Origin of the sequence: Campylobacter massiliensis, assembly GCF_014253065.1 — a bacterium.
Lineage (GTDB): Bacteria > Campylobacterota > Campylobacteria > Campylobacterales > Campylobacteraceae > Campylobacter_A > Campylobacter_A massiliensis.
The window spans coordinates 425884-449446 of record NZ_JACLZK010000002.1 but is presented as its reverse complement, the minus strand read 5'-3'; the positions used below and the strand labels follow the sequence as shown (position 1 = coordinate 449446).

Genomic DNA, 23563 nt, shown 5'->3' with positions numbered 1-23563 from the left:
ATGAGCGAGCAAAGAATAGCAATAGACCCCATAACCAGGATAGAAGGTCACCTGCGCATAGAGGTCGTCGTAGATGAAAATAACGTAGTTAAAGAGGCTTACTCGGGCTCAACGCTTTGGCGCGGCATAGAGCAGGTCGTAAAGGGGCGCGATCCGAGGGACGCGGGATTTTTCATGCAGAGGATTTGCGGCGTTTGTACGTTTTCGCACTACCGCGCGGGCATTATGGCCGTCGAGGACGCGCTGGGTATCGTACCTCCGCTAAACGCGCAGCTAACGCGTACGCTGATGAACAACGCCCTTTATATGCACGATCACGTAGTGCATTTTTATCAGCTTCACGGCCTTGACTGGGCGGACGTAGTCTCGGCTCTAAGCGCGGACGTGCACAAGGCTGGCGACGAGGCGTTTAAATACTGCGATACGCCTTACGCGACCGGCGCAGATAAGCTAAAAGAGGTAAAAGAGCGCGTTGAAGCCTTCGTAAAAAAGGGAAATTTAGGGCCTTTTGCAAATGCATACTGGGGACATCCGACCTATAAATTTACACCCGAGCAAAATTTGATCGTGCTTTCGCACTACTTAGAGTGCTTAAGGATACAAAGGACGGTAGCGCAGATGATGGCGATATTTGGCTCCAAAAACCCGCACCCCCAAAGCCTCACCGTAGGCGGCGTGACCTGCGTGATGGACTTGCTAGATCCTGCAAGACTAGGCGAATATCTAACTAAATTTCAAGAAACGGCTGATTTTATCAACCGAGCGTATTATCCAGATCTAGTTATGGCCGCTAAAGCCTACGGCAGCGAGCCAAGCGTGCTAAAAGATGTCGGCGTGCCAAATTTATTCGCTTACGACGAGTTTTTAGTCGGCAGAAACGAGTATCTGATCCAAGGCGGCGCTATCTTAAACGGCGACATCAGTAAGGTTTACGAAGTAAATGGCGACAAGATCACCGAGGAAGCCACTCACGCATGGTATAAAAACCCGGCTCCGCTGCATCCGTACGACGGCGAAACCGAGCCAAACTACACCGGCCTAAAAGATATGAAAACATTGGGCGGCCACGGCAAGGAGGTAGATACCAAAGTGTTTGACGAAAAGGGCAAATATAGCTGGATCAAAGCTCCTCGCTATGATGGCAAACCGATGCAGGTGGGACCGATAGCCAGCATCATCGTAAACTACGCCAATGGTAACGAGCGCGTGGTAAAGATCGTAGATAAATTTTTAAAAGATACGGGCCTTCCGCTTGAGGCGGTATTTTCTACGCTAGGCAGAACCGCAACTAGGATGCTAGAGGCTAAACTAGTAGCCGATCACGGACTAACCGCCTTTACTAGCTTAGTAGAAAATCTAAAAACCGATCAAGAAACCTGCGCTAAGTATGTCATAGATAACGGTAAAGAGTATAAAGGAAATTTCCAAGGCAACGCCCCTCGCGGCGCGCTCAGCCACTGGTGCCGCATAAAAGACGGCGTGATAACCAACTGGCAAGCAGTCGTGCCTAGCACATGGAACGCCTCGCCAAAAGACGCCGCAAATGCGCGCGGTAGCTACGAGGAGTGCCTCATCGGGCTAAAGATCGCAGATCTAACCAAACCGCTTGAGATCATCCGCAAGATCCACTCTTACGATCCTTGTATCGCATGCGCCGTACACGTGATGGATGCGCGCGGTACGCAGCTGGGCGAATACAAAATCAATCCGAATTTGTGAAAGGAGCGACTATGAGCGAGCATAATGACCGCAAAAGCGAGTATGAATTTTCCATCGGGCTTAGAGCGACGCACTGGATCAGGTTTTTTGCCATCACATTTTTAGTCGTGAGCGGCTACTATATCTCTTATGTTTTCGTTAGCCCCGAAATCACGAGCGAACCGACGAATTTTATGAACGCCAAGTTGCGCGCGGCTCATCAGATCGCGGGATTTATCTTGATAGCGTGCTTTATTTTCAAGCTCTACCTATTTATATTTGACAAATACAGCCGTAAAGAGGTCGTTAGTATCGTCGATTTTTTTAACCCCAAAGTCTGGATAGCGCAGATAAAATACTATCTGTTTTTAGGCCCGCACCCGCATCTAAAGGGCGTTTATAATCCGCTTCAGTTTGCGTCGTATTTTTTCTTTTATCTAGTGCTTTTTTTGATCTGCCTAACGGGTCTCGTTCTCTACGTCCACGTCTATCACGAGGGGCTTGGCGGGCTACTTTACGAGCCGATGAGGCAGTGCGAGGAGCTAATGGGCGGGTTAGCAAACGTCCGTACGATACACCGCATCTGCATGTGGATCATCATGATTTTCGTCGTAGCGCACGTATATATGGCGGTATTTAACGCCGTAAAAGGCAAAAATGGAGCTATGGACGCGATTATTAGCGGCTACAAATACGTAAAAGACGAGCACTGATGCGGGTTTTGGTGCTAGGTATCGGCAACGTGATGTTTGGCGACGAGGGAGTTGGAGTGCATTTTGTCAAAATGATGGAGCAAAACTATAAATTTAGCCCTAAAATCAGGGCTAAATTTGACTCCGCTTTAAATTTGGACGATAAATTTGAAGCGTCAAATTTGGACGTCGCAAACTCAAATTTAAGCGGCGATTTGGCTAGTCGAGACGGCTCCAAATTTAACGCGGACGGCGCAAATTTGGAGCTAAGATTTATCGATGGCGGTACGCTAGCTATGGCGTTAACGCCCCTTATAGCTCAGGCGGACGTTTTGATAGTAGTCGACTGCATCAGCGCAGATGGCGGCGAGACGGGGGACGTGTATTTTTTCGGTTACGAGCAGATGCCGCCCACAATTTCCTGGAACGGCTCCGCGCACGAGGTAGAGATGCTTGAAACATTGCGGCTGATGGAGCTTGCGGGCGATTTGCCGCGGACTAAAATTTTAGGTATCGTGCCAAAACGCATTGAGCCTATGAGCTTTGAGCTCTCGGCTCAGGCGCAAGAGGGCGTAAATTTGATGGAAAAGACGCTTTTAAACGAGCTTTCGCGGCTTGGATTTAGTTACGAAAAGATCGCAAATTTTAGCGTCTCTGGCATCGCTTTAGAGTTTTCAAAAAAGGGCGCGATATGATTTTGGCCTACGAGTTTGACTGCGCGAGCGAAAATTTCGCCTTTTTTCTTAAATTTTACGCACAAAAAAGCGGACTAAAATTTAGCCTTAAGAAGAAGATAGATTTAACTACGCTTTACGCCGAGGGCGCGCAAGAGGAGCTTTTGGCGTTTTCGGATCAGCTTTCTGGCTCGTTGCCTCATAGCCTGTTTTTGCGCGGCTCAAAGGTTTACGCGAGCCAAAATTTACCGCAAGGCGAAACGAGCGAACCGCAAAATGCCCTCTCAAACATCACGCCGCGCGTCGTTAGCGCTTACCTAAAAGGCGAGCTAGAAGAGTGCGAAAACGGCGTTTTTAGCGATGTTTGCGTTTTTACGGACGGCAAATTTACGCCCGTAACGAAGGCGAATTTTAACGAGCTTTTGGATTTTGCTTTTAAAAATTTAAGCACAGGCGCGAGCGTTAAATTTAAAGATATTAGCGGCGAATTTGAAGCGTCAAATTTTACCGAACTAAACGAAAATTTTAATCTTTTAATGCCGACAAACCTTAAAAATTTACCCAAAATTTTTATCGCAAACGAAGCCGAACAAGTAGCCCTAGCAAGCTACGAAAAGCCCGCCGTTACGCTAAAAACGACGGCGATTTACCGCGGCAATCACCCAAACTCGCCAAGGTTTTTTGACGTCTGCGCCGCTAGAGATATTTTCCTCTACGCGCTTTGTGACAAGCTTTTTAAAGCGGGCCTAAATTTTATCGCGTTAAAGGCGCAAAAGCTGCCGTTTAAGGCTACCGTGCTTGAAAACGGATATATTTTTAGCGGCTCTAGGATTTATTATTCGCGTGCAAATTTGAGCGAGGTAGAGGGCGCCGCGGATAAAAATCTAGCCAATTTTAATCTCGCAAAAAAAGAATTTGACGAAGGAGGCGGGATAGCTAGGATATTTTTAAGCAGGTTTAAAGACGATGAAGTTAAAATTTACCCCAAATTTGATGATTTTAACGTCTTAAATTTCGCCTTGCCCGCGAGTTTTGACGAGCTTTACGCTCAGATAAAGCGCGAGGAGGGCGGCGAGAGATTGCTTCAAAATTACGGCGAAAGCTTTAGCCTACCGAGCGGCGAGCTAAATGTACAAAACGGCTTTTTCGGGCTATTTTGCATGGCTGGAGCGCTGCTTGGATTTGATAGCGATGCGCAAAAATCGGGCGAAATTTTACTGCAAAACGCGAGCGATTTTAACGGCGCAAAAGGGCCTAGGCTTGATTTTAAAATGCTAAACAAAACGCATTTTGACGTCGTTAAATTTGCTAGAAGCGGCATGAGTTTTAGGCTCGCGGGCGTCGATGCGAGGCTGCTTAGCTACGGATACGCCGAGTCGCTGGCTTATTTTTTGAGCGATTTTTCGGACGCGATAAAGCAAGATCTCGGCGTACGAAACGCGCTGCTTTGCGGCTCACTTTTTGAGAATAAAACGCTTGCAAATTTGACGTTAAAGCATCTAAAAACGGGCTTAAACGCCAAATTTAGCAAAGAGTTTTTGATTGAAGAGATGTTTTAAATATGAAATTTCAGGCTTAGTCCAAGGCGTCGGTTTTCGCCCTTTCGTTTATAATCTAGCCCTTAAATTCGGCCTTGCGGGCGAAATTTATAACGACGACGAGGGCGTAAAGCTAACGCTTTGCGGTCCACGCGAGCAGATAGAAAAATTTGAAAAAGCGCTGCATGAGGAGCTGCCCAGCCTCGCTCGTATCGACGAGATGAAAAAAACCGAGCTAGAGGATGCGAAATTTGACGAGTTTAAGATAGTCGCCTCAAAATCAGCCAAAAAACACGCGCCTATTTTGCCCGATTTTGCCCTCTGCGCAGACTGCGAGCGCGAGTTTTACGACCCCGCAGACCCGAGATATCATTATCCTTTTATCAACTGCACCAACTGCGGCCCGAGGTTTTCGATTATCGAATCGCTACCTTACGACCGCGCAAACACGACGATGAATGCGTTTAAGATGTGCGAATTTTGCGGCGGCGAATACAAAAATCCGCTAAATCGCCGCTATCACGCCCAGCCCATCTCCTGCCCAAACTGCGGCCCTAGGCTTGCTCTAAAAGATAAATTCGGGCGGGTTTTAGCGCGGGATAACGATAGCGCAAAGCAGGCAGCGCGGCTCATAAACGAGGGCAAAATTTTAGCCGTAAAGGGGCTTGGCGGATTTCATCTGATGTGCCGTTTAAAGGATGATACGGTGGGGCTTTTAAGAGAGCGAAAAAAGCGCCCTAAAAAGCCCTTTGCCGTGATGTGCAAGGATATCTCGCGCGCTAAAAAATACGCACGAATTTCGCCCGAAGAAGAGCGGCTTTTAAGCTCAAATTTAAAACCGATCGTCGTTTTGCAAAGCTTGCCGGACGCGCCGATTCCCTCAAATTTAGCGCCGGGGCTTAATAAAATCGGCATATTTTTGCCATACACGGGCGTTCATCTCTTGCTTTTTGAATACCTAGAGGGCGACGTCATCGCTACCTCGGCCAACGTCTCGGGCGAGCCGATAATCTACGACGAAAAAGAACTGCGAGAAAAGCTGGGCGGCGTGATAGATTTTTACCTAGATAACGACCGCGAGATCCACTCGCCAAGCGACGATAGTATCGCGTTTGTAGCGGACGGTGAGCCTATCTTTATCCGCACCAGCCGCGGCGTGCATCCTAAGTTTATCCGCACGAAATTTAAGAGCGAAAAGACCGTTTTAGCAGTCGGAGCGGAGCTAAAAAATCAGTTTGCGATATTTAAGGACGGCGAGCTAATGATAAGCCCATATATCGGCGATCTAAAAAACGTCGCGACCTATGAGCGGTTTTGTGCGCTAATCAATCTTTTTAGCGAGATTTACGAGCTAAAATTTGACGAAATCGTAGCCGATTTGCATCCGCATTTTTTAAACCTAAAATGGGCGCGCGAATACGCCGCGAATTTCGGCTCAAATATCACGCAAATCCAGCATCATCACGCGCATTTGCTATCGGTGATTTTAGAAAACGATCTGGACGCAAAGCGCGAGTATCTGGGCTTTTGCTTTGACGGTACGGGATACGGCGCGGACGGGAGCGTCTGGGGCGGAGAGATACTAAAAGTGTGCGGCAAAGAGTACGAGCGAGTTTGCAAATTTGACGAAATTTTGCTGATCGGCGGCGAAGCTAGCGTGAAAAACATCTGGCAGATCGCTTATGCCGCGATTTTAAAATATAATCTAGAGCGCGAGGCGGAGGCGTTTTTAGCCAAATTTGAGCCCGCTAGGCTAAAAAATCTAAAAATCCTGCACGAAAAGCAAATAAACTGCGTCAAAACCAGCTCGCTTGGACGAATTTTTGACGCGTTTGCGGCGGTGATCCTTGGGCTTGATAGCATTAGCTACGAGGGCGAGGCGGGGATGAGTCTGGAGGCGCTTTTTGACGCAAATTTGGACGCTTGCTACGAGTTTGAAATCAGGAGTGACAAAATTTGCTTTAAAGAGGCCTTTAAAAGAGCGCTAAAAGACGATGCCAAAACGGCTGCGACGGGCTTTATAAAAGGGCTCGCAAAGCTCGTAGCAGACGCGGCTTGCGCGCAGCCTAACGACGTCTTGCTAGCGGGTGGCGTTTTTCAAAATAAAGCCCTGCTTGAAAATGTAATTTTAATTCTTAAGCAAAAAGGTAAGAAGTATTACATAAATAAGAACTTTTCGTCAAACGACTCTTCGGTAGCTATCGGTCAAATCGCGCTTACATTAATTTAAATTAAAGTTTTCTGATGTATAATATCTAATAATTTCTTTAAGGAGGCGATAGTGGAAAATATCATAAGATTCAGCGTCTCGTTGCCAAAGCAGTTATTAGACGAACTTGACAACAAAATAAGCGCTCAGGGCTATGCTTCGAGAAGCGAGTTTACTCGCGATCTGATTAGGGAAAAAATAGTAAATGATAGTTGGAAGGACGCGGATGAGGATCTTATCGGCGTTTTGACGCTCATTTATCTACATCATCAAAACGACCTCGTCGTGAAAATGATGGACATCGAGCACAAGGCGAACCTACACATCGCCTGCACGACTCACGTCCACGTGGATCACGATAACTGCCTAGAGACTCTGATACTGCGCGGCAAAGCAGGGTCTATCGAGAAATTTTCAGAAAAAATGGGCGGACTAAAAGGGGTTAAATTTGCAAAACTCACCAAAGCCGCCATCCCGCGCTCATAGCGCTTAAAATGCGGGCGGGTCTGATAAGCTCTATCAAATTTGCCCGCAAAAATCTCTTTTTTATCGCGCATTTAGCCCTTTGATGTTAAAATCGCCGGAATTTATCGCTATTTTTATCCTAAGGCTAAAATTTGAAACATATTTCTTTTAAAAATTTCGTCCAAAACGAGGCGAGCTCGGGTATCTTGCTCATACTTGCCGCGATTTTTGCGATGATATTTCAAAACGGTTTTTTGAGCGGATTTTACAACTCTTTTTTACGCATAAATATGGGCGTGGTTTTCGGTGAATTTAGCCTGCAAAAGCCGTTTATTTTGTGGGTGAACGACGGTCTCATGGCGGTTTTTTTCTTTCTTTTAGGGCTTGAGCTAAAGCGCGAGATAGTCGAGGGCGAGATGCGAAATCCCGCTCAGATCGTGCTACCTATCGTAGGCGCCGTCGGCGGCATCGTCATGCCCGCGCTCGTTTTTTACGTGTTTAACCATGCCGATGCTTTCGCACTAAAAGGCTGGGCGATCCCGACCGCGACGGACACGGCGTTTGCTCTAGGTATCATAATGATTTTAGGCAAAAGAGTGCCGGCGAGTCTTAAAATTTTCCTCGTGACGTTATCTATCATCGACGACGTTTGCGCGATTTTGATAATGGCGATATTTTACAGCGGCCATCTCTCGGCGATGTCGTTTGTGGTTGCTGGGGCGGCTACTTTGGGGCTTTTGGCTTTAAATTTAGCCGGCGTAAATAAAAAAGCCTGCTACGTGATTTTGGGCATAATCCTTTGGGTGAGCGTGCTAAAATCGGGCGTGCATGCGACGCTAGCGGGCGTCGTGGCGGCATTTTTTATACCGCTTAAGGCAAAGGACGGTGAGGGCTCGATGTTAAAACAGATCGAGCACGACCTGCACGGCTACGTCGCCTTTTTCGTGTTGCCGGTGTTTGCCTTCGTAAATGCGGGCATCTCGCTAAAAGGCATCGGGCTGGAGCAGATTTTCCACCCCGTGTCGCTAGGCGTCATACTGGGGCTGTTTGCGGGCAAGCAGCTAGGGGTGTTTGGATTTTGCTTTCTTGCGATCAAATTTAAGCTCGCAAAGCTACCGAAATACTGCAATCTAGCTCAGTTTTACGGCCTTTGCTTGCTTACTGGCATCGGCTTTACGATGAGTCTTTTTATAAATTCGCTCTCCTATCACGACACCTACGAGTTCGCGTACGCCGATAAGCTCGCGGTACTCATCGCGTCGCTGATCTCGGGCGTGACGGGCTATGCGATGCTCTACTGGGCCGGACGACACAGGATAATGAAATGCGTGGAGTAGAAAAATGATGATATTTCATAAAAATTTTCTCGCAGACGAGCTTGCGAAGTGGCGAGAAGAAGGGCTAGTAAGCGATGAGGCGGCGCGCAAGATAGCGGCTAGATACGATATAGATTTATCGGGCGCAAACGAGCGGCGAAGCTTTATATTAAAGCTCGTCGCGTATCTATTCTTGGCGCTTTCGCTATTTACTTTGGTCGGCGCAAACTGGGAGGAGCTGCCGCGCGCCGTGAGGCTAATCATAGTGCTTGGCATACTCGCGGCGGTAAATTTTAGCGGAGTTTTGGCGCAGAAAAACGGTAAAGAGACGCAGGCTACGACGCTATTTTTCCTGGGTAACTTTTGCTACGGCGCGGCGATCGTTTTAGTTGCGCAAATTTACCACCTAGGCGAGCATATGCCAAACGGCGTGCTGCTGTGGGCGGTCGGAGCGCTGGCGCTCGCGCTTGCTACGCGCAAGTCCATCATCACACTTCAGGCTCTTATTTTGGGGCTTGTTTGGTTTTTGATGGAGTTTGAGTTTAGCGGCGTTTCGCACGGATTTTTGCTATTTATCGTAGCTAGTGCGGCCGTGCTTTGGCGCGACGATTCGCGGCTGCTTACGGGCGCGCTTTTTGCGAGCGTGTTTACTTATATCGTATCTTTCGTGCTTTACGAGCGGTATTTTATGACGGATTTGCGCGTGGACGACGCGTTTTACGGCGTTCATTTTTTCGCGCTTAGTTACTGCTTGCTAGCCGTTTGCACTTCGTTTTTGCTTGAGAGAGCGGGCAAATTTGAACTCGCGTTTTATCTCAAAAACATCGGCATCGTCTGCGGCGCGGGCATCTTGTGTTTTGATATGTCGCTTTACGAGGATTTGCATTTTTCGCGTCCGTGGCCTTACGGCACGCAGAACTACGAGAATGTTTTAAACGGCGTTACATTTTTAAAAAGCGTGTTTGGGGCGCTATTTGTGGCTTTTTGCGCGGCCTCTTTGGGGCTTGCGTTTTACTTTAAAAAATACGCCGCCGCTATCGTCGGAGCGCTTTTGGTCGCTCTACCTTTTATCTTAGACGCGTTTGCAGGCTACGAGGAGGGGGTGTTTTCGCTCATCGGTGTTTGCGTCGCGGTCGCTCTTATCAAGCAAAATAATATGAAATTCGGCATAGTGCTCATCTTTTGGGTGGCTTTCGTGCGATATGTGGATCTGGTTGGCGATTACGTCAGTGCTAGCGCGCTGTTTTTGGTGTTTGCGCTGGTGGTGCTCGGCGTGTCTAGGATCTCTAAAAAAAGGAGCGCGAGATGAAACTAAAGCTAATTTTTGCCGCCGCGGTATTTCAAATTTTAGCCGTGATAGCGATGCTTGCGTATGCGTACGCGCCGATATATTTTGGCAAAGAGATCTTGCTGCAAACTACGCTTCACGATCCGCGCGATATGTTTCGCGGCGATTACGTGCGCCTTAGCTACGGCTTTGCGGGCGTTTACGAGCTGGACAAAAGAGACTCAAATTTGAGCAAAAGGCAGCAGCTGCACGGTAGTAAAATTTACGCTATCTTAAAGCAGGACAAAGACGGCAAATATAAATTTGACAAATATAGCTTCGAGCGACCTAGCGGTGGGACGTTTTTAGCGGGTAGGGTTGATTATAATACCGCAAATTTCGGCATCGAAGCCTTTTTCATGCCGCCCAAAAGTGCAAAGCAAATGGAGCGAGATATGATGGAATTTAACGCCACCGCCGTCATCAGCGTGATGGATAACGGCAAAGCTCGTATCAAGGATATCGTAATAGAAAAGCCAAAAGTCGGAGAATCTAGCAAGCGTTAAATTTACGGGCGGCCGGAGGGCTAAATTTGACTAGACTTATCTGAAGTCAAATTTAGCCTGAGCCATAAAATTTGACGTGGCTTAAATTTAATCAAATTTGACCGATCTCGCCGCCGCCGCAAAAATTTCAAAATATAAATAAAACGCAACGAAATAATATCCGCAAGGTATGAAACTAAAGCGAGATTTTAACATCTAAGAGTATAATAACCCCAAAAAATCGCTAAGGAGAAACAAAATGTGTAAAGATTGCGGATGCTCGCTGGGCGGGCACGACCACGCCCACACTCACGCAGACGGCACGACACACTCGCACGCTCACGATCACGGCGCCGAACACGGACACGGCGCGGCTCACGAGCATAGTCACGGCCATGCGCACCCTGCGCTAAACGAGAGCAAAACGGTTGAAGTGATAACTAAAATTTTATCCCAAAACGACGAAGAGGCCGCGCACAACCGCGCTCATTTGGACGAGCACGGGATTTTATGCGTAAATCTCATGAGCAGCCCCGGCAGCGGCAAGACAACGCTACTAGAAGCTACGATAAAAAGCGGTAAATTTAAAATCGGCGTCGTCGAGGGCGATCTAGAAACCAACCAAGACGCCGACCGCATCATAAAAGCTGGCGGCAAAGCCCACCAAATAACGACCGGACAGGCATGTCACCTCGATGCCTTTATGGTGCACGAGGGACTTCACCATCTGCCGCTAGAGGGCCTTGATATAGTTTTCGTAGAAAACGTCGGCAACCTCGTTTGCCCCGCTAGCTACGACGTGGGCTCGCACTTTAACGTCGTGCTGCTCTCGGTACCTGAAGGTGACGACAAGGTGGCCAAATATCCCGTGATGTTTCGCGCCGCCGATCTCATCGTGATAACCAAAATTTCGCTGTTGCCGCATTTTGAATTTGACGTGAAAAAAGTCGTCAAAGAGGCTCGCAAACTAAATCCGAAGGTCGATGTCGTCGAGCTTGACGCAAAAACGGGCGAAGGTATGGAGAAGTGGTTAAATTTCTTAAAATTTAAAAAAGAGCTTAGATAATGTGCCTCTCAATCCCGTCAAAAGTGGTCGCGATCGACGAAGATAACGTCGCTACCGTAGAGACGCTAGGCGTGAGTCGCCGCGTAAGCCTCGATCTCATCGCCGAGCCCGTGGCCGTAGGCGAATACGTGCTCATACACGTCGGCTACGCGATGGAGAAAATCGATACGAAATTTGCGCTAGAAAGCATCGAAATCTACCGCCAAATCGCCAAAGATATGCAAAACGGCCAGATCGGCGCAGACGAGGGCGACGCGGGACTAGGCGCTATGCAAGAGGCGGCAAACAAGCTGGACGCAAAGGAAAAAGCGTGAATCTAATCAATGATTTTCGCGATAAAGAGCTTATCTTAGCGTTTTCAAAACTCATCAAAAAAGAGAGCGTAAAACCGCTAAATATCATGGAAATTTGCGGCGGACATACGCACTCGATCATGAAATTTGGCCTACCGCAGTTAGTCGGCGAACATATAAATTTCGTCCACGGCCCGGGCTGTCCGGTGTGCGTGATGCCAAGGAGCCGCATAGACGAGGCGATCAAGCTAGCTCAGATGCCAGGCGTGATTCTCTGCACTCTAGCCGATATGCTCAGAGTCCCAGGCTCAAACACCAGCCTGCAAAAACTGCGCGGCGAAGGTTGCGACATCAGGGCGCTATATAGCCCGCTAGATTGCATCAAAATCGCGCGGGAAAATCCCGAAAAGAGCGTGATATTTTTCGCGATCGGGTTTGAGACGACGACTCCTATGAGCGCAAATTTAGTGCAAAAGACGCTGGAGCTCGGGCTAAAAAATCTATTTTTCCATATAAATCACGTTACCGTCCCAGCACCCGTGCGAGCGATCCTAAACGACGAAAACGTTAAGATCGACGCGTTTTTGGGGCCTAGCCACGTGAGCGTGATCACGGGCTACGGCATATACGAGAGTATCGCGGCCGAGTACAAAAAACCTATCGCGGTTAGCGGATTTGAGCCGCTTGATCTGATGGACGGCATCCTAAACCTCGTCCGCCAGCAAAACGCAGGCACGCACGAGGTCTATAACGAATACGCCAGAGTCGTCACGCGCGAGGGCAATCAAAAAGCAAAGGCGCTCATAGACGAGTTTTTCGAGCCGTGCGACTTCTCGTGGCGCGGTCTTGGTATGATCGCGCAAAGCGGTATGAAGCTACGCCCCGAGTACGCCGAGCTTGACGCGAGGGTCAAATTTGACTGTAGCGTGCAAAGCAAAGGCGAGAGCAAGGCCTGTATCTGTCCCGAAATTTTACGCGGACGAGCAAAGCCTTTCGACTGTAAAATTTTCGCTAAAGCCTGTACGCCAAAAACCCCGGTAGGCTCATGCATGGTCTCTAGCGAGGGCGCATGCGCGGCATACTACAAATACGGCGACGTCAAAAGCGCGGGGTAAATTTGACGCTTTGCGCCAGTCTCGGCAAATAGCGAGGTCGCGAAATAGTCGCGAATGGGCGATACTTCGCGCGACTTGGCGGCGAAAAACGAGGCGCGAACTATAAAATTTAGAGGAAAAAATGAGCAAAATAATGCTAAGCCATGGCGGCGGCGGCGAGGAGATGAACTCGCTCATAAACGAGACGATTTTTAGGATATTCGACAACGAAATTTTGCGCGAGAGCAACGATAGCGCGATACTAAATTTTAGCGACTTTTGCGCGGACGAGAGCGATAAATGCTCGGCAAATTCGGCACTTAAATTTAACGGCAAGCTTGCCTTTAGCACCGATAGCTTCGTGGTTACGCCGATATTTTTTAACGGCGGCGATATCGGCAAGATCGCCGCATGCGGCACGATAAACGACCTAGCTATGGTTGGTGCCGAGGCAAAGTACCTAAGCTGCGCGCTAATAGTCGAGGAGGGGTTGGAGATATCCGAGCTAGAGCGCGTGCTAGGCTCGCTAGCCACCGTCGCTCGCGAAAACGGCGTGCGGATAGTCTGCGGCGATACGAAGGTCGTACCGCGCGGCAAATGCGATAAAGTTTTTATCAACACGAGCGGTATCGGCGAGATCGTCTGCGAGGGCGTGGAGCTAAAAAGCCTGCGCGCGGGCGCAAAGATCCTGATCTCGGGCGACGTTGGCAGACACGGCGCGGTGGTGCTGGCTAGCCGCGAGGAGCTTGATCTACAAAGCGAACTAAAAAGCGACTGCAAGGCGCTAGTAGGCGCGGTAAAGGCGCTGATAGAGGGCGGCGTAAAGCCTCTTTGTATGCGCGACGCGACGCGCGGAGGTCTTTCGGCGGTGCTAAACGAATGGGCGAAATTTAGCGGCCTAGACATCCTCGTGCGCGAGGAGGATATCAGGGTCAGCGACGAAGTGACGGGCGTTTGCGAGCTATTTGGTTTTGAGCCGTATGAGCTAGCCAACGAGGGTACGTTCGTGCTGGCCGTAGATGAAAAAGACGAAGCGCGCGCGCTTGAGATTTTGCGCAAATTTGACGCTAACGCAGCTTTGATTGGCGAGATCTTAGGCGCCGCAAACGGTCGCGTCATCCTGCAAAACGCATACGGCTCGAAGCGCTTTTTAGAAGCGCCAAAGGGCGAGCTTTTGCCTAGAATATGCTAGGTGCGGCGATGGATATGTCAAATTTAAGCGCATTAGCTTTTGGGGTTTGCACGGCGCCAGAATCGGCTCGCAAAATTTATCAAATTTACGCCCTAGGCGCGTGCGTAAAAATAAAATCCGCTCCGTCTACAAGCGAGGCAAGCCGATGCACGAACTAAGCATAGTGCAAAGCCTAGTCGCGCTTTGCGAGAAAAACGCCGCCGCAAACGGCGCGAAAGAGGTCGTGCGCCTTGAAGTGCGTATCGGACGGCTAAGCGGCGTCGAGCCTCACTACCTAGAAAGCGCGTTTGAGGTTTATAAAGCGGGCACGATCTGCGAAAATGCCGAGCTTTTGATCGCCTTGCAAAACGTCGCCGTAGAGTGCAAAAGCTGCGGTTTTAGCGGCGAGCTTAGTGAAAACGACTTCACCTGTCCGGCCTGCGGCTCGCAGGAGCTTGATGTCACGGGCGGCGAGGATATGCACCTCATGCGCCTTGAGATGCGGTGATTTTACCGTAAATTTTAGCTCAAATTCGGTGCTTAAATTTGAGCCGATTTTTAAAATTTACTTCCAAAAACACGGCAAAATAAATTTAAAAAGAAGCCAAATGCCCAAATTTCCATTTGAAATCATAGAGTAAATGCTGCTAAAATGTGTGGCCGAGGGCGGCGAGCCGGAGCTTAGCTTTCGACTGCGCGGCGAGGAATACATGATCATCGCCTATGCGCATCGCTGCTCGTTTCAAAGATGTTCGGACGAATCCGGCGCAAACGCGAGCGGCGAGCGGTATTTCGCCACGCTGCAAGAATTCTGCGCCGCGCCGCAGATAGACGGACGCTCGCTAGAGGAGCTTTGGAGCGAGGCGGATGATTTTTACTGCCCTAATTTCGAGCCGTGAGACCGTGAGATTTGTGCGGCGCAGGCAAATGCGCGGATAAATTTGAACTAAATAAATCTGAAAGGAAATAAATGGGTTCTGCTTGGAGTTACAGCGCGAAAGAGTGCAGCGCGGACGGTAAATTTAGCGCGGAATTTGAAGGTCATGAGATAGCCATGGGCGCGCCGAGTTTGGGCGAGCTACGGCTTTACGCGAGCGCTGAGGCACAAGGTTTAAATTTGAAGTGCGAAGAAAGCGATGGCGAGAACGAAAACGTAAAATTTAGCCAAAGCGGCGAGATTTTACTTAGCGAGCAGGCTACGGCGTGTTTTACGTTTTCGGACGATTCGCGGTTTTTGGCCTTTGCCGAGTGGACGGCTGATAAAATGCAGCTCGTAAAGGTGCTACGGCTAGCGGACATGAGCCTAAAAACCGTTGACAGACTCCAAAGAGTCGCGGAGTTTTTGTCTTTTAGGGACGGCTTGCTGGAGATTTTGGACTCGCCGATTTTTATGCCCGGAAGCTTTTGGGTGGACGTTCGCGAGCTTTTTGACGATGAGATCAAAAGCTAAATTTGACGCCGTAAAACGCCTGAGCCGCTAGCGATAAAATTTAAAACGCAGGCAAATTTAATAAAAATCGTAGTCCCAGCATGACGGCATCAAACGCCAAAACCCGCCGTAAATTTACAGTAAATGTGCAAAATCTACGGCCGGTGCGCTAATTTTTAGGGGCCGTTTTTGCCCTGAGCGCATTTAGAGCATCTGCATACTACATCTACGCTGGTTTTGTCTCGCTAGTCTTGGCGCCGTTTTTATCAAATTTGACGCATGCGCGATTTTGGGCTTTGCGGCGAGAAATGTCGCAGCGACGTTTGTCGTTTTGCTCGCGATTTCACGGCCTATAAAGATTATAAATTTATGAAAATCCGCAGCGACTCTAGTCTATTTGAAGGGCGAAATTTTTGCTATTTGGATTTTGTTTTCGACTCGGTTTTTGCCGTATTTAGGTATGGCACTCATGCTTGCCATTTAGAAATATCAAAGACCGCAAATTTGATTAAATTTGCCGATAGCCCGCGAACGCCTTGCGCAGACAAGTGGCGCGGGGTATTAAATTTGGCTTAAATTTAACCCGCAAACTAGCGGCGCAGACGCTTGCGCTCGTCAAATTTACTCAAATATCAAAAACGGCGCTTCGAGTACGTTTCTGATTATCTTAAACGGCGAAAGCAGCGCGTCTTGCAGGATTTGCGTCGAGTATTGCGGCTTTTGCAGCGTTCCGCGAACCTTTATGACGGTCGAGAGGGTGCGGTCTTTGCCTAGCACGATCTGATTTATGAGCGGGATCTTGTCGATGATGGAGCTGGCGTCCTTTAGCAGCTTTAGCTCCAGATCCACGTCGATCTCTTTGGTTGCGAGATTTATCGTGCCGTGCCCGCCGATATCCGCGCTCGAGCTCTCTAGCTCGATGGCTAGAAACTTTAGCACATCTGCCTTTTTCTCAAATAAAATTTTGCCGAATTTCACCGGATATCCGTCGGCGCTAAAATCCGGCGTCTTAAACACGAGTAGGGAGGGTACGGAGTTTAAAAACGTGAGAAGCTGATTGTAAAACGTGTAGTCTTTTAGCGTGGCGCCGATCAGCCTTACTTCGCCCTTAAAATCATCGGTGCTGCCGCCTAAAACGCGCATTTTAAAGCTGCCGCCCTCAAAGCTTTTGATGTTAAAAATCGAGTTGATAAACTCGCCTCTGATGTCGTTTGCCGACATTTCAATTTTTTTGTCCGATTTTATGAGCGAAAAGTTGCCGCGAGCGGGCTTGGCGTCAAATCTCACCGTCCCGTCCGCACTTTGGCCGCTATAAGCTAGCAGGTCCAGAGTCGCGTTAAAATCGTTTAAAACGAGCTTCGAGCCCTTGGCTTCAAACTCGATGTCGGCTTCCTTATCGGTTAGATTTTCGTCGCCGCTAAGCACAAGATCGAGCTCTTTTATAAAAAGCTCCGTCTTGCCGCCCGAGATTTTGAAATTTAGCCCGCCGCTTTTGCTTTTGCCCGTTGCGCCTTTTGCGTTTACGTCGATGGTAAAACTATCGGCGTCGTAGGGCGAGCCGTCTTTTTTAAACAGCGGCGTTTCAAATTTAACGTCGTTAGCCTCGATGCTAAGATTTTCAAAATCTTTGGTTTTTATATTTACGCCGCCTTCTGATATTTTTAGGCTTTTTAGCAGCGGCGAGTAGGGCAGTAGGCTCTTTGCGTCAGGCAAATTTATCTCGTTTTGCGCGCCGAATTTTAAACCCACGGCGGCTGGCGAAGCGATATCTAGCTTCGTATCCTTGCCGCTAAAATCAAGCCTGGCCGCAAACGGCACCGCGCCTAGTTTTAAAATTTCGCTCTTGCCGAAGGCTAAATTTAGCCCCTTTAGCGTGCCGTTTATGTCGCCTGCGAGCTTGCCTAGATCAAGATCTACCGCCGCGTCCGCGCTAAAAAAGTCCATCCCCGTATTTTTCGCATTTACCTTTAGCTTATCATTTAAAAGCTCGACGTCTGCGGTATCTACGTTAAATTTAGCTCCCGCAATTAGAGTCTGTCCGCCCGTGACTTTAAATTTACCCTTAGGCGTCACCTCTAGCGGGTCAAATTTGATATCAAGAGCGAGTTTGCCGTCCGTTTTGCCGCTTAGCTGTTCAACGGGAACCTCGATGTCGTAGGCTTTTAGTATGGAGTTTACGCTTTTGTCGTAGAGGGCCGAGGTTTGCAAATTTAGCGTGAGTCCAGCGCCTTTTTCCTCGAAAATTTTATAGATTTCAAGAGTGCTTCCGTTTAGATTTTTGCCTTGCCATTTCGGGTTTTTTAGCGTGAAAAATAGCGAACCTTTTTTTAGCTCGACGTCGACTCCTTCGGCTGTGGCGGCGGGTAGTTTTTCGTGAAATTTAACCTTTACGTTTTTTGAAAAACCCTGCGCGCTAAGCTCGTTTAGATAGGGTTCTTGGCTGTTTAGATCAAACCTGCCCCGAAGCGATTTTACGAAGTAGTTATCCGCCGTGATATAGCCGTAGATCCAGTTTTTTATCTCTTTATCTAGCCCCGTTTTTGCGCCCAGCTCATCCATAAAGCCCCTTAGGCTAGTTGCGTTTATGTCGCTTAGTTCGTATTTTAGCTCGCCTTTTTTGAGATTTACGGTAGCGTTTCCGTTTAGTTCGTGACTGGAAAACGTACCGTTAAAATCGTAAATTTGACGCCTTAAATCGGCATTACTAACGCCGCTTAAGGTGATGTTAAAGTCCTTAAACTCGAGCAGATAAACGTTTGCGGTGATACCGTCTTCGGTATCTTTAAAATTTGAGCTAACCGCCAAAAACGGGCTATCTAGATAAAAAACGTCGTCTCTGTAAAACAGCGTGGACTCGCTGTTTAAAAATTTGACGCGTTCGAGTAAAATTTCGTCAAACAGCCTGTCGATCCAGACGATGTTTTTGGATAGATCTAGCAGCGCGTCCTCGGAGCTATCCTTGGCGCTTTGTTTAGGTATCTCTATATTTTTCGCGCGTAAAATTATTTTTTTATCGAGTTTTATATATAATTGCTCTATTTTAAAGTCGCCCGCGTCGATATTTTCTATCTCGACGCCGTGTTTTAGGACGGCTATAAAAATGACGAATATCAAAACCGCGGGGATCAAAATGCGCCAAATTTTCTTCATTATCAGCGAGATGATTTTCATATTTTTTCTGAGCTTTCTTGTTTATCTTAGCCGCCCGGTGAGCGTGAGCGAGGTCATTTTCGTGCCTCAGGGCAGTACGCTTGGGATTATATCATATCTAAGCGAAAAAAATACGGACACAAATAAATTTGACGCCGTGATCTTGCGCACTATGGGGCACGTGCAGGCAGGCTGGATAGACCTGGGCGCGGCAAAGCTTAGCAAGCTTGATTTTTTATATAAACTCACGACCGCAAAGGCGGCTCTAACGCAAATAACGCTGATTCCCGGCGAAACGACGGCCGTATTTTTGCAAGAGGTCGCAAAAAAGCTAAATTTGAGCGAGACGAAGCTAAATGAATTTTACGCCAAATTTGCTCCGCTAGGGGACGGCTTTTTAGTGCCTGAGACATACAAAGTACCGCTTGGCGTAAACGAAGAACAGCTAGCGGCGCATCTGGTAAATTTATCTAAAAAATCCCACGAAAAAACGGCGACTGAGCTACTCGGTAACTACGACGAAAAGCGCTGGAGCGAGTATCTCGTGACGGCCTCGGTCGTGCAAAAGGAGGCCGCAAACGAGGATGAGATGCCCCTTGTGGCCTCCGTTATCCAAAACCGCCTAAAAAAGGGTATGAAGCTGCAAATGGACGGTACGTTAAACTACGGGCTATATTCGCACGAGACGGTCACGGCCGAGCGCATACGAAGCGATAAGAGCAAATTTAACACCTATCTAAACGAAGGTCTGCCGCCAAGCCCCGTCTGCACCGTGGGTCTAGCGGCGATACGGGCGGCGATAAGGCCGGCGCAGAGCGAGTTTTTGTACTTCGTTCGCGATAAAAAGACTGGCAAGCATAAATTTAGCGCGACGTACGAGGAGCACGTAGGCGCGATAAATTCCCAAAAATAGCCTGCCAAAAGGCGTTTTAATATAAATTTGGATAAGATTTTGCGAAATTTAACTAGGAGGAAAGATGAGCGACATCGTCTATACTAGAACCGACGAATCCCCGCTGTTTGCTAGCTACTCGTTGTTTCCGATCCTGCAGGCGTTTTTGCGCGCAGGCGGTATAGAGATAGCCCAGGCCGACATAGGGCTAGCCGCGCGGATCATCGCCGCTTTTAACGACAAGCTGCCGCCTGATCTGCGAGTGAGCGACGACCTTGAGATGCTACGAAATTTGACGCAAGAAAAGCGCGCAAACATCATCAAGCTACCAAACATCTCGGCAAGCTTGCCTCAGCTAAACGCCGCTATCACAGAGCTTCGCGCTAAAGGCTACGATCTACCGCCGTACCCCTCAGATCCAAAAACGCCGGAGGAAAAAGACGCGGCCGCCAGATACGCCAAAGTGCTAGGAAGCGCGGTAAATCCGGTGCTGCGCGAAGGCAACTCCGACCGCAGATGCGTCGGTGCGGTAAAACGCTATGCCCGCGAAAACCCATATAAAATCACCCCTTTTGAAAAAGATAGCAAAACCGAAGTCGCCTATATGAAGGGCGGCGATTTTTACTCTTCCGAGCGCTCGATCAGCTTTGAAGCGGATGAAAATTTACGCGTCGAATTTATCTCAAAAAGCGGCGAAAAAAGCATGCTAAAAGAAAATTTAGCGGTAGAAAAAGGCGACATAATCGACGCTAGCTTTATGAGCGCGCGGGAGCTGGACGTCTTTATAAAGGAGCAAATCGCGGACGCGAAAGCAAAAAATTTGCTCTTTAGCGTGCATCTAAAAGCTTCGATGATGAAGGTGAGCGATCCCGTGATTTTCGGGCATTTCGTGAGGATTTTTTTCGCGGAGGTTTTTGATGAGTTTGCAGACGAGCTAAAAAGCGTAAACGTCAGTGAAAACAACGGATTAAAAGACCTTTTTGCGCGGATTTTAAATTTACCGCAAGCAACGCAGGAAAAAATCAAAGCCAAATTTGATGAAATTTACGCCATAAGGCCAAATTTAGCGATGGTAAACTCGGCTGCCGGCGTTACAAATTTACACGTACCTAGCGACGTTATCATCGACGCTTCGATGCCCGCGATGATAAAAAACGGCGGCAAAATGTGGGACAAAGAGGGCATAGCCAGGGAAACCAAAGCCGTGATACCCGATAAAACCTACGCCGTCGTTTATGAGGCCGCGATCGCGGATATCAAGGCAAACGGCGCGCTAGATCCCGCTAAAATCGGCAGCGTCTCAAACGTCGGACTGATGGCTAAAAAGGCCGAGGAGTACGGTAGTCACGATAAGACCTTTGTGATGAGCGAAGCTGGCGAGGTGCACGTGTTAAATGCAAAAGGCGAAATTTTATTTAAATTTGAGTTAGAAAAAGGCGATATATTTAGGATAACGCAGGTCAAAGACGTCGCCGTGCGAAACTGGGTCGAGTTAGCGCTAAAACGCGAGAAAATCACGGGGCAAAAGGCGATATTTTGGCTGGATGAAAACAGAGCTCACGACCGAGAAATACTAAAAAAAGTAAGAGCGCAGCTAGCTAGCGCCGATACCGGCGGGCTTGATATAGAGATCATGTCTCCCGCGGCCGCTTGCAAAAAGTCGCTTGAGATCATGAGGCGCGGCGAGGACTGTATCAGCGTCACGGGCAACGTCTTGCGCGACTATCTGACCGATCTTTTTCCGATCTTGGAGCTTGAAACCAGCGCCAAGATGCTCTCTGTCGTGCCGCTGCTAGAGGGCGGAAGTATCTTTGAGACGGGAGCGGGAGGTAGCGCACCGAGGCTCGCCGAACAGCTGCTGGAGCAAAATCACCTAAGCTGGGATAGTTTGGGAGAGTTTTTGGCTCTGGGCGCTAGTCTCGAGCAGTTAGCGGGATTTAAGCAAAGCCCTGAGGCGCAAATTTTAGCCGATGCCCTAAATGCGGCCGTAGAGCGCTATCTAAAAGAAAATAAGGTTCCGCGCTTTGAAGTGGGGCAGCTAGATACGCGCGCGAGTCATTTTTATATTGCGCTTTACTGGGCGAGCGAGCTTGCCGCTAGCGGCACGGGACTGGGCGCTAGATTTAAACTCGTCGCCCAAAATATCGCGCAAAACGAGAGCGCGATAGTGGCCCAAATAAACGCGGCGCAAGGACGAAAGGTCGATATCGGCGGATACTATAAGCCAGACGGCAAAAAGGCGAGCGCGGCGATGAGGCCGAGTGCGACGTTTAATCAAATTTTGCAAAATCAAATTTTATAAAAAAGGAAAAAAATGAAAATTTCAGTTATCGGAGCTGGAAACGTAGGCGCGAATGCGGCTAGCGCTATTTTGCTAAGAGGCATCGCAGATGAGATCGCGCTGGTGGATATATTTGGTGACGTGGCGCGCGCAAAGGCGATCGATCTATCTCAGAGTGCGGCGGTTTTCGGTCTGGATGTTAGCGTTGCCGGCGGGGATGATTTTGAGCTAGTTAAGGATAGTGACATCGTGGTCGTGACCGCCGGAAGCCCTAGAAAAGAGGGGCAGACTAGAGAAGATCTGCTGCTAAAAAACGCAGGCATCGTAAAAGGCACGGTGGAGAAAATCGCCAAATTTGCCCCAAATAGCGTCATCATAAACGTAACAAATCCGCTCGATGCGCTCACGTATCTTGTCTATAAAACGAGCGGTTTTGATAAAAGTAGGGTGCTGGGGATGGCTGGCGAGCTAGACTCCGCGCGCCTAAAATACGAGATCTCTCAAAAAACCGGGCTAAAAAACAGCGCCTTTAGCGCGCACATCATAGGCTCTCATAACGACGATATGGTGGCACTACAAAGCAACGTGAGCGTGGATCTAGGCGGCGAATTTGACGCGGTAGCTCAGGAGGCTAAAACGGGCGGCGCAAAGATCGTTAAGCTGCTCGGCACGTCGGCGTATTACGCTCCGGGCGCGGCTGCAGCCAAGATGTGCGAGGCGATAAAAACCGGCAGCGAGCAGTGGCTAAGCTGCTGCGTGATAGATGGCGAGTGCGCGGGCGGTAGGCTGGTTAAGCTAGGCAAAGGCGGCGTGCGCGAGATCAAGCAACCAAGCGCGGAGGAAAAAGCAGCGCTTGAAAAAGGCGAATCGCAAACGGCTGTAAATATCAAATTTTTAAAAGAAAGCGGGGTAATCGCGTAGCTGATGTTTATAAAATCCAAGATCAAAACAAAACAAATCCACGCGCTATTTTTAGCGGCTTTTATTTCGGGCTGCGCTAACGTTTCGCCAAGCGCTCCGAAAAATGAAGCCTCGGTTGCGACGCAGACAAAGCAAAGCCAAATCCAGACTGCGATGCCGGCGGAGAAAGGTCAAATTCAAGTTGCGACTTCGCTAGAAAAAGATAAAGCCCAAAACTCGGGAAGCGAGACTATGCAAAGTAAAGTCGGCGACCGATTTAACGTGAAAGAAAAAGCTCTGCTTGACCTTATACAAAAGTATGTGGGCAAAAGAGACGGCGGCGACTGCTCTGGTTTCGTAACGCTTATAAATAAAAAATTTAACCGAGACTTTTTTGACGAAAAGGAACTCGATAAATTTTACACCAAGCGCGGCCTAAAAAGCGAAGCGATGTTTAAGCTTTACGAGAGTAAAAATCTGATTGCATTTGACGATCCGCAGGTCGGGGATTTGATATTTTTTAATAACACGACTAGAGGCACGAAAAATAACAAAAAAGCCAAAATTATTACTCACGTAGGCATCGTAAGCAGCGTCGAAAAAGACGGCACTGTAGCATTTACGCATCATACCAAGGGTAAAAATATGGTGGATTTTATGAATCTAAACAACAAAAACACACGTAAAAAAGGCAACAAAGAGCTAAATTCCTATGTCGTATCTTGCAAAAACAAAAGCACGTCGTGCCTTGCGTCAAATAGATTTTCTGGATTTGGCAAAGCCAGCGTAAGGAGAAACTAAGTTTAGTTATTTATGCTTATCGCTTTAAATTTACCGCCGTATCCGTTAAATCGTCGTCAAATTTACGGATCGGCGGCGGTAA

Annotated in this window: 21 protein-coding genes; 20 read left to right on the top strand and 1 reads right to left on the bottom strand. The window is 48.5% G+C overall.

The window, feature by feature from the left end:
* The 16 genes from H7R39_RS08870 to H7R39_RS08795 all read left to right on the top strand — a co-directional run bounded on the left by H7R39_RS08870 (nucleotide 1) and on the right by H7R39_RS08795 (nucleotide 15478).
* Nucleotides 1–1719, top strand: coding sequence for a nickel-dependent hydrogenase large subunit (locus tag H7R39_RS08870; RefSeq protein WP_185898891.1), 1719 nt, complete (start codon nucleotides 1–3; stop codon nucleotides 1717–1719).
* Between the two features lie 11 nt (nucleotides 1720–1730).
* Entirely contained in the window at nucleotides 1731–2411 is a 681-nt protein-coding gene (gene cybH / locus H7R39_RS08865) for a Ni/Fe-hydrogenase, b-type cytochrome subunit (protein ID WP_185898890.1), read from the top strand.
* Nucleotides 2411–3085 (top strand): HyaD/HybD family hydrogenase maturation endopeptidase, encoded by a 675-nt coding sequence (locus H7R39_RS08860; RefSeq protein WP_185898889.1) that lies wholly within the window; start codon nucleotides 2411–2413, stop codon nucleotides 3083–3085. Before cybH ends, H7R39_RS08860 begins: the two co-directional genes overlap by 1 nt.
* Nucleotides 3082–4623 (top strand): hypothetical protein, encoded by a 1542-nt coding sequence (locus H7R39_RS08855; protein WP_185898888.1) that lies wholly within the window; start codon nucleotides 3082–3084, stop codon nucleotides 4621–4623. The genes H7R39_RS08860 and H7R39_RS08855 overlap by 4 nt, the downstream gene beginning before the upstream one ends.
* The gene (gene hypF / locus H7R39_RS08850) at nucleotides 4607–6832 is read left to right on the top strand and encodes a carbamoyltransferase HypF (RefSeq protein WP_185898887.1); all 2226 of its coding nucleotides are present in this window, start codon (nucleotides 4607–4609) and stop codon (nucleotides 6830–6832) included. Before H7R39_RS08855 ends, hypF begins: the two co-directional genes overlap by 17 nt.
* A gap of 51 nt (nucleotides 6833–6883) precedes the next feature.
* Complete coding sequence (gene nikR / locus H7R39_RS08845) at nucleotides 6884–7297, top strand: nickel-responsive transcriptional regulator NikR (protein WP_185898886.1); 414 nt, start codon at nucleotides 6884–6886, stop codon at nucleotides 7295–7297.
* A 131-nt stretch (nucleotides 7298–7428) separates the two neighbouring features.
* On the top strand, nucleotides 7429–8613 hold the full coding sequence (nhaA, locus tag H7R39_RS08840; protein WP_185898885.1) for a Na+/H+ antiporter NhaA: 1185 nt from the start codon (nucleotides 7429–7431) through the stop codon (nucleotides 8611–8613).
* A gap of 4 nt (nucleotides 8614–8617) precedes the next feature.
* On the top strand, nucleotides 8618–9901 hold the full coding sequence (locus tag H7R39_RS08835) for a DUF2157 domain-containing protein (protein ID WP_185898884.1): 1284 nt from the start codon (nucleotides 8618–8620) through the stop codon (nucleotides 9899–9901).
* The gene (locus H7R39_RS08830; protein WP_185898883.1) at nucleotides 9898–10425 is read left to right on the top strand and encodes a GDYXXLXY domain-containing protein; all 528 of its coding nucleotides are present in this window, start codon (nucleotides 9898–9900) and stop codon (nucleotides 10423–10425) included. The genes H7R39_RS08835 and H7R39_RS08830 overlap by 4 nt, the downstream gene beginning before the upstream one ends.
* A 238-nt stretch (nucleotides 10426–10663) precedes the next feature.
* Entirely contained in the window at nucleotides 10664–11470 is an 807-nt protein-coding gene (gene hypB / locus H7R39_RS08825) for a hydrogenase nickel incorporation protein HypB (RefSeq protein WP_185898882.1), read from the top strand.
* Complete coding sequence (locus H7R39_RS08820; RefSeq protein WP_185898881.1) at nucleotides 11470–11784, top strand: HypC/HybG/HupF family hydrogenase formation chaperone; 315 nt, start codon at nucleotides 11470–11472, stop codon at nucleotides 11782–11784. The genes hypB and H7R39_RS08820 overlap by 1 nt, the downstream gene beginning before the upstream one ends.
* Nucleotides 11781–12878: a hydrogenase formation protein HypD gene (gene hypD / locus H7R39_RS08815; protein ID WP_185898880.1), complete on the top strand. Its 1098-nt coding sequence runs from the start codon at nucleotides 11781–11783 to the stop codon at nucleotides 12876–12878. Before H7R39_RS08820 ends, hypD begins: the two co-directional genes overlap by 4 nt.
* Nucleotides 12879–12999: 121 nt before the next feature.
* Nucleotides 13000–14049 carry a hydrogenase expression/formation protein HypE gene (gene hypE, locus H7R39_RS08810; RefSeq protein WP_185898879.1) on the top strand — a complete coding sequence of 350 codons (1050 nt, stop codon included), beginning with the start codon at nucleotides 13000–13002 and terminating at the stop codon, nucleotides 14047–14049.
* A gap of 145 nt (nucleotides 14050–14194) precedes the next feature.
* The gene (gene hypA / locus H7R39_RS08805; RefSeq protein ID WP_185898878.1) at nucleotides 14195–14536 is read left to right on the top strand and encodes a hydrogenase maturation nickel metallochaperone HypA; all 342 of its coding nucleotides are present in this window, start codon (nucleotides 14195–14197) and stop codon (nucleotides 14534–14536) included.
* Nucleotides 14537–14669: 133 nt separating this feature from the next.
* A complete protein-coding gene (locus tag H7R39_RS08800; RefSeq protein ID WP_185898877.1) occupies nucleotides 14670–14927 on the top strand; it encodes a hypothetical protein in 258 nt (85 codons plus the stop codon).
* Nucleotides 14928–14998: 71 nt separating this feature from the next.
* Nucleotides 14999–15478, top strand: a complete 480-nt coding sequence (locus tag H7R39_RS08795; protein ID WP_185898876.1) for a flagellar protein — start codon at nucleotides 14999–15001, stop codon at nucleotides 15476–15478.
* A gap of 600 nt (nucleotides 15479–16078) precedes the next feature.
* Here the strand turns inward: H7R39_RS08795 and H7R39_RS08790 are convergent.
* Complete coding sequence (locus tag H7R39_RS08790) at nucleotides 16079–18628, bottom strand: YhdP family protein (RefSeq protein WP_185898875.1); 2550 nt, start codon at nucleotides 18626–18628, stop codon at nucleotides 16079–16081.
* Between H7R39_RS08790 and mltG the strand changes: the two genes are divergently transcribed.
* From mltG to H7R39_RS08770, 4 genes are all read left to right on the top strand, one after another.
* A complete protein-coding gene (gene mltG, locus H7R39_RS08785) occupies nucleotides 18558–19520 on the top strand; it encodes an endolytic transglycosylase MltG (protein WP_228724768.1) in 963 nt (320 codons plus the stop codon). The genes H7R39_RS08790 and mltG overlap by 71 nt on opposite strands.
* 64 nt (nucleotides 19521–19584) lie before the next feature.
* Nucleotides 19585–21801, top strand: a complete 2217-nt coding sequence (locus H7R39_RS08780; protein WP_185898874.1) for an NADP-dependent isocitrate dehydrogenase — start codon at nucleotides 19585–19587, stop codon at nucleotides 21799–21801.
* Between the two features lie 12 nt (nucleotides 21802–21813).
* Nucleotides 21814–22701, top strand: coding sequence for a lactate/malate family dehydrogenase (locus tag H7R39_RS08775; RefSeq protein ID WP_185898873.1), 888 nt, complete (start codon nucleotides 21814–21816; stop codon nucleotides 22699–22701).
* Nucleotides 22702–22704: 3 nt separating this feature from the next.
* Nucleotides 22705–23481 (top strand): NlpC/P60 family protein, encoded by a 777-nt coding sequence (locus H7R39_RS08770; RefSeq protein WP_185898872.1) that lies wholly within the window; start codon nucleotides 22705–22707, stop codon nucleotides 23479–23481.
* Nucleotides 23482–23563 lie beyond the last annotated feature (82 nt).

Coding starts and splice junctions, on each gene's coding strand:
- cybH (WP_185898890.1), top strand. CDS start 1,731: ATGAGCGAGCATAATGACCGCAAAAGCGAGTATGAATTTTCCATCGGG.
- hypA (WP_185898878.1), top strand. CDS start 14,195: ATGCACGAACTAAGCATAGTGCAAAGCCTAGTCGCGCTTTGCGAGAAA.
- H7R39_RS08860 (WP_185898889.1), top strand. CDS start 2,411: ATGCGGGTTTTGGTGCTAGGTATCGGCAACGTGATGTTTGGCGACGAG.
- H7R39_RS08790 (WP_185898875.1), bottom strand. CDS start 18,628: ATGAAAATCATCTCGCTGATAATGAAGAAAATTTGGCGCATTTTGATC.
- mltG (WP_228724768.1), top strand. CDS start 18,558: ATGACGAATATCAAAACCGCGGGGATCAAAATGCGCCAAATTTTCTTC.
- hypB (WP_185898882.1), top strand. CDS start 10,664: ATGTGTAAAGATTGCGGATGCTCGCTGGGCGGGCACGACCACGCCCAC.
- H7R39_RS08800 (WP_185898877.1), top strand. CDS start 14,670: ATGCTGCTAAAATGTGTGGCCGAGGGCGGCGAGCCGGAGCTTAGCTTT.
- H7R39_RS08780 (WP_185898874.1), top strand. CDS start 19,585: ATGAGCGACATCGTCTATACTAGAACCGACGAATCCCCGCTGTTTGCT.
- hypE (WP_185898879.1), top strand. CDS start 13,000: ATGAGCAAAATAATGCTAAGCCATGGCGGCGGCGGCGAGGAGATGAAC.
- H7R39_RS08835 (WP_185898884.1), top strand. CDS start 8,618: ATGATGATATTTCATAAAAATTTTCTCGCAGACGAGCTTGCGAAGTGG.
- H7R39_RS08795 (WP_185898876.1), top strand. CDS start 14,999: ATGGGTTCTGCTTGGAGTTACAGCGCGAAAGAGTGCAGCGCGGACGGT.
- H7R39_RS08855 (WP_185898888.1), top strand. CDS start 3,082: ATGATTTTGGCCTACGAGTTTGACTGCGCGAGCGAAAATTTCGCCTTT.
- H7R39_RS08820 (WP_185898881.1), top strand. CDS start 11,470: ATGTGCCTCTCAATCCCGTCAAAAGTGGTCGCGATCGACGAAGATAAC.
- H7R39_RS08830 (WP_185898883.1), top strand. CDS start 9,898: ATGAAACTAAAGCTAATTTTTGCCGCCGCGGTATTTCAAATTTTAGCC.
- H7R39_RS08770 (WP_185898872.1), top strand. CDS start 22,705: ATGTTTATAAAATCCAAGATCAAAACAAAACAAATCCACGCGCTATTT.
- H7R39_RS08870 (WP_185898891.1), top strand. CDS start 1: ATGAGCGAGCAAAGAATAGCAATAGACCCCATAACCAGGATAGAAGGT.
- H7R39_RS08775 (WP_185898873.1), top strand. CDS start 21,814: ATGAAAATTTCAGTTATCGGAGCTGGAAACGTAGGCGCGAATGCGGCT.